The organism is Pedobacter sp., from assembly GCF_035566355.1.
Classification (GTDB): Bacteria; Bacteroidota; Bacteroidia; order Sphingobacteriales; family Sphingobacteriaceae; genus Pedobacter.
The window spans coordinates 1-4,474 of the sequence record NZ_DATMRL010000696.1 but is presented as its reverse complement, the minus strand read 5'-3'; the positions used below and the strand labels follow the sequence as shown (position 1 = coordinate 4,474).

General features: G+C 45.6%; 5 protein-coding genes and 1 pseudogene. 4 read left to right on the top strand and 2 right to left on the bottom strand.

Annotated elements, in window-relative coordinates; genetic code table 11:
* The 4 genes and pseudogenes from VNZ46_RS27405 to VNZ46_RS27390 all read left to right on the top strand — a co-directional run.
* Nucleotides 1-323: pseudogene (locus VNZ46_RS27405) on the top strand (two-component system response regulator); the annotation flags it as partial.
* 11 nt (nucleotides 324-334) lie between these two features.
* Nucleotides 335-754 (top strand): tRNA (adenosine(37)-N6)-threonylcarbamoyltransferase complex ATPase subunit type 1 TsaE, encoded by a 420-nt coding sequence (tsaE, locus tag VNZ46_RS27400; protein WP_325564552.1) that lies wholly within the window; start codon nucleotides 335-337, stop codon nucleotides 752-754.
* A gap of 60 nt (nucleotides 755-814) precedes the next feature.
* A complete protein-coding gene (locus VNZ46_RS27395; protein ID WP_325564550.1) occupies nucleotides 815-2,041 on the top strand; it encodes an alanine dehydrogenase in 1,227 nt (408 codons plus the stop codon).
* Nucleotides 2,042-2,044: 3 nt separating this feature from the next.
* Complete coding sequence (locus VNZ46_RS27390) at nucleotides 2,045-2,725, top strand: M15 family metallopeptidase (protein WP_325564548.1); 681 nt, start codon at nucleotides 2,045-2,047, stop codon at nucleotides 2,723-2,725.
* Here the strand turns inward: VNZ46_RS27390 and VNZ46_RS27385 are convergent.
* Both VNZ46_RS27385 and VNZ46_RS27380 read right to left on the bottom strand, forming a co-directional pair.
* A complete protein-coding gene (locus VNZ46_RS27385) occupies nucleotides 2,712-3,893 on the bottom strand; it encodes an MFS transporter (protein ID WP_325564546.1) in 1,182 nt (393 codons plus the stop codon). The genes VNZ46_RS27390 and VNZ46_RS27385 overlap by 14 nt on opposite strands.
* 47 nt (nucleotides 3,894-3,940) lie before the next feature.
* On the bottom strand, nucleotides 3,941-4,474 hold a 534-nt coding region (locus tag VNZ46_RS27380; RefSeq protein WP_325564544.1), incomplete at its 5' end, for an aminotransferase class I/II-fold pyridoxal phosphate-dependent enzyme.

The following is a 4,474-nucleotide window of genomic DNA, read 5'->3' as shown; positions in this document are numbered from 1 at the left end:
TCACCACCGACCATGGTACCATCCGGGTAAAACACCCAAGCAAAGTAATCGGAGACCGGAATACCAATACCAATCTGCGTTATAAACAAGGCAGGAACCTCAATTTTAATGCAAAAGAGGTTTTTCTGATCAAAAATCCACATGAAGCGCAATTACCTAAAATCAATATCAGTTCCAATTATATCTTTGCAAAAGAAGACAGGTACTTTGTTTACCAGAATAATTATAACCAGTTTGTCAACTATTACAATGAAACTTTCCAGCATGGAGGGATTTCACTGGAAGAGATGATCATTCCGGTCGCAACCTATAGTTCACGTTAGTTAAGATCACAATGAACCTAGAAATTAACGGTCTCCAGGATTTAGCGGAGGCCGCTCAGGCGCTTTTAATATTTGCAGATGAAGAAAAGATCTTCATCTTTGAAGGAGAAATGGCCGCCGGAAAAACCACCTTTATTAAAGAGATCTGCCACCAGCTGGGTGTCTCCGATGTGGTTTCCAGTCCAACTTTTTCTATTGTCAACGAATATGAATCGGCAGAAGGACAGCCCGTCTATCATTTCGACTTTTACCGCATCAAAAACCTGAGAGAGGCGTATGACATCGGCTATGAAGATTACTTTTACTCGGGCAATATCTGCTTAATCGAGTGGCCGGAAAAGATTGAAGAAATTCTTCCCGAACACTATGTTAAAATCCGGATCGGCATTCAGGATGAAGGCAAAAGAACGTTCAGTTTTATTAAAATTTAAAAAGCTAATTTGCTCCCTTTAAGGTTATTATTATTAATTTTAGGCAGATAAATCATTAAAATGGCTACAGGATTAAGAGAAGGAATGGCCTCTATTGCTCAAAAAGGATTACTTCAACCCAAAGAGACACTAGCAGAAACCGGAAAAAAAAGCAACAGCCTCTACATCGGCCTGCCAAAAGAAATTTCCTTTCAGGAAAACAGGATCGCACTCACCCCCCTTTCCGTTGCGCTTTTGGTCAATAATGGCCATAAAGTAGTTTTAGAAAGCGGGGCCGGTAACGGTGCCAACTTTTCCGACCGGGACTACAGTGAGCAAGGCGCCATCATTACCTACAATAAAAAAGAGGTCTTTGATGCAGACATTATTGTAAAAATAGCCCCGCCTACTCCCGAAGAAATAGCCATCATGCACAAGGGACAAACCCTTATTTCAGCCCTTCAGATGGGTAACCTGGATGAAGCCTATCTAAAAGCCCTGCTGGCCAAGAAGATCAATGCCCTTTGTTTTGAGCATCTGCGCGATGAAGGAAATGTTCTGAGTGTAGTCAGGGCCATGAGTGAAATCGTAGGTGCTACAACCGTATTTATTGCGGCAGAATATCTGAGCAATGTGACTGGTGGAAAAGGACTGATGCTCGGTGGTTTTACCGGCGTGCCTCCTACAGAAGTTGTGATTCTTGGGGCAGGTACCGTAGGCGAATATGCCGCCCGTACCGCGTTGTCTCTGGGAGCCGAAGTCAAGGTATTTGACAGTTCCATTTATCGCCTCAGACGCCTCCAAAACAACCTGGGCAGCCGGGTGTTTACCTCTGTAATGCAACCTATCGTTCTCGGCAAGGCCATTACGACCTGTGATGTTGTGATCGGCGCCATCCGCGCCAAACATGGACGAAGTCCTTGTATTGTGATGGATGAAACAGTGAGCCGGATGAAACCCAATTCGGTCGTCATCGATGTCAGCATTGATCAAGGTGGATGTTTTGAGACTTCCCAGGTCACCAACCATAAAGACCCCGTATTCAGGAAGTACGATGTGATCCATTATTGCGTGCCCAATATTGCCTCCAGGGTACCCAGAACCGCATCTTATGCCCTCACCAATATCTTTACACCTATCCTGGTCGATATCGGCGATATGGGCGGCCTGATGAATGTGGTCTGGAGCAAACCCGGAATTCGGGAAGCTTTATACACCTACCAGGGCCACCTCACCAGTAAAGACCTTGCCAATATGTTCAACTTGCCTTTTAAAGATATCGAACTACTGGTCGTTTCTAACCAGTAAAATATGAAAATAAGCCTTTCCCTCATCTTATGGCTCTTCAGCGGTCCGCTTCTTTTCGCCCAAAAGAAAGCCCCGGCCCCTTTGAAAGTGGTCAGTTCCTTTGCTGTATATAAAAACTCCTGTCGGCAAAACCCAGATAAGCAGCTCATCGAATTGAAAAAAGCCATTCCCGACCTGCAACTAGACATCCGGTACGCCACAAAAAACAATTTCATGAAGCAAATTATGTATCCGCAAGCCAGGGCATTTGCCAGAAAGCCAGTGGTCCAGCAGCTTCAAAAAGTACAGGATGAGCTCCGCAAAAAGGGTCTGGGACTTCGGATTTACGACGCTTATCGTCCTTATGCAATTACCGTGGCGTTTTATCAAAAAGCCTCAGACAAGCATTTTGTAGCCAATCCAACAAAAGGATCCAGGCATAACCGTGGCTGTGCTATAGATCTAAGTCTGATTAATTTAAAGACCGGTAAAGAACTGCCTATGCCTACTCCGTACGACAGTTTTGCCCCGCAAGCCGCTGCAGATTATGCAGAGCTACCTGTATCTGTGATCCGCAACCGCAACCTGCTGATCCGCACCATGCAGGCACATGGTTTCAGAGTACTTAAAAATGAATGGTGGCATTATGACTTTGTAGGATGGCAAAATTATGAACTGCTGGATATCCCCTTCAAAGATCTCTAGACCATTTTTTTGCTCTATACCCATACTGCAGATACAGCAAGGCCAATAGGGTAACCGCCGAGCAACAGTAGAAAATAACCGGGATCATAGAAATATCACTGATGAAGAGCCAGCCAGCCAGTAAAGCGCCAACTCCAATTCCCGCTTCCAGAGCAATATACATGGTGGCCATCGCCTTTCCCCGGTGTTCAGGATCACTAAGGTCTACCGTCCAGGCCGTTGCTGTTGGTGAAAGCATACCTGTCGCAATTCCATATAATGCCGAGGCAGCCATTAAAGAAAAAGAACTTCCCGCAAACCCAATCCAGAGCATGGCTACCGCCAGCAAAACCAGCGAAACTTTCAAAATTACAATTCTTCCATACTGGTCAGAAGCCTTTCCAGCGACAAAACGGATCAGCAGAGAGGTAATTGTAAAGACCATAAAAAACAAACCTTTATTGCTCGTTCCCAAATGACCGCTCCAGTCCGAAATCACGGTAAGAATAGCCCCGTAGCTGATATAACTCATAAAAATAATAACCGTTGCTGGAATCACACGCCATTCAATAATATCCTTACGGCTGATCTTCAGCAGACTAAACTTAAACTTCTGTTTATCCGGAAGCGTTTCTTTCATATTGGCCAGGATCACAATAGACATTAAGGCAAATAGAGACGAAGAATAAAACAGAATATCTATAGAAAAATGATCCGTGATCAAACTCCCTATTGCGGGTCCGATGGCCAGCCCCGTACTGAAACAAACCCCATGTACCCCCATGGCTTCGCCCCAGCGGTGAACAGGAACCAGATCGGCCACATAAGCCGCTGTTGCAGTAGGCTTAAAGCCGGTCGAAAATCCATGAACCAATCTTAACAACAGGAAACCTGCTACAGTAGTGAGTACCGGATAAAGGAAGCCGCAAACAAAACAAACCATGGATCCAACCGCCATCACCGGCACCCGGCCTATCGTATCCGTAAGTTTACCGCTAAAAGGCCTGGAAATCCCGGCAGTAAGGGTAAACAAGGCAATGATCAGCCCCTTATAATGTGCTCCCCCCATGGCCGTCAGGTAAGCCGGCAATTCAGGAATCAGCATATTAAAACTGGCCGAAAAAAGAAAAGAACTCAGGCAAACCAGGGCAAACTGCAGGGTATAAATAGATTCAGAACTCTTTTGCATGGGCTTTAAAACAGGATTGGAAAAGAAAAGCTCAAAGTTAGCGCAATTTAAGTGCAGCCCGATAGAATATTTAAAAGATTGTCAAGGTCACTTTCATTGTGCCAGCTGCTGAGCACAATACGATTCAATGCTTCACCAAACTGATCTGGATAAGCAAAAGAAGAGATCAGAACATCCTTCTCCATCAGCCGCTGTGCCAGTTCTTTGTCTGCGCTCAGATACACCGGAAAACCTTCCAGGTAGGCAAGACCAGATTTCAAAGCACCCAGACCAGTCTCAAAATACCTGCAAAGCTCCAGGAGCCGCTCCAATTCCCCTCTGTAAATATCCTCTGCCCGCATGAAAGCAAACAAACCTGCTGCCGATGGCGGAGAAGCCCCGAGAAAAGTTGCTGTATTTTTCAACTCCCCGATCAGCTCCTCCGGTCCCAGGATCAGACCTGCGTCTACGCCAAGAGCTTTGGCCATAGAAGCCACTACAACCCCTCTAACCTGCTCTTGCCTTGGCAAAACCGGGTAACTACCCCTGCCACCATTCAATACCCCAATCCCATGCGAATCATCTGCAATTAGGATCAACTC

Bases quoted from the DNA above. Each gene is read 5' to 3' on its own strand.
- tsaE (WP_325564552.1), top strand. From the start codon at position 335: ATGAACCTAGAAATTAACGGTCTCCAGGATTTAGCGGAGGCCGCTCAG.
- VNZ46_RS27395 (WP_325564550.1), top strand. From the start codon at position 815: ATGGCTACAGGATTAAGAGAAGGAATGGCCTCTATTGCTCAAAAAGGA.
- VNZ46_RS27385 (WP_325564546.1), bottom strand. From the start codon at position 3,893: ATGCAAAAGAGTTCTGAATCTATTTATACCCTGCAGTTTGCCCTGGTT.
- VNZ46_RS27390 (WP_325564548.1), top strand. From the start codon at position 2,045: ATGAAAATAAGCCTTTCCCTCATCTTATGGCTCTTCAGCGGTCCGCTT.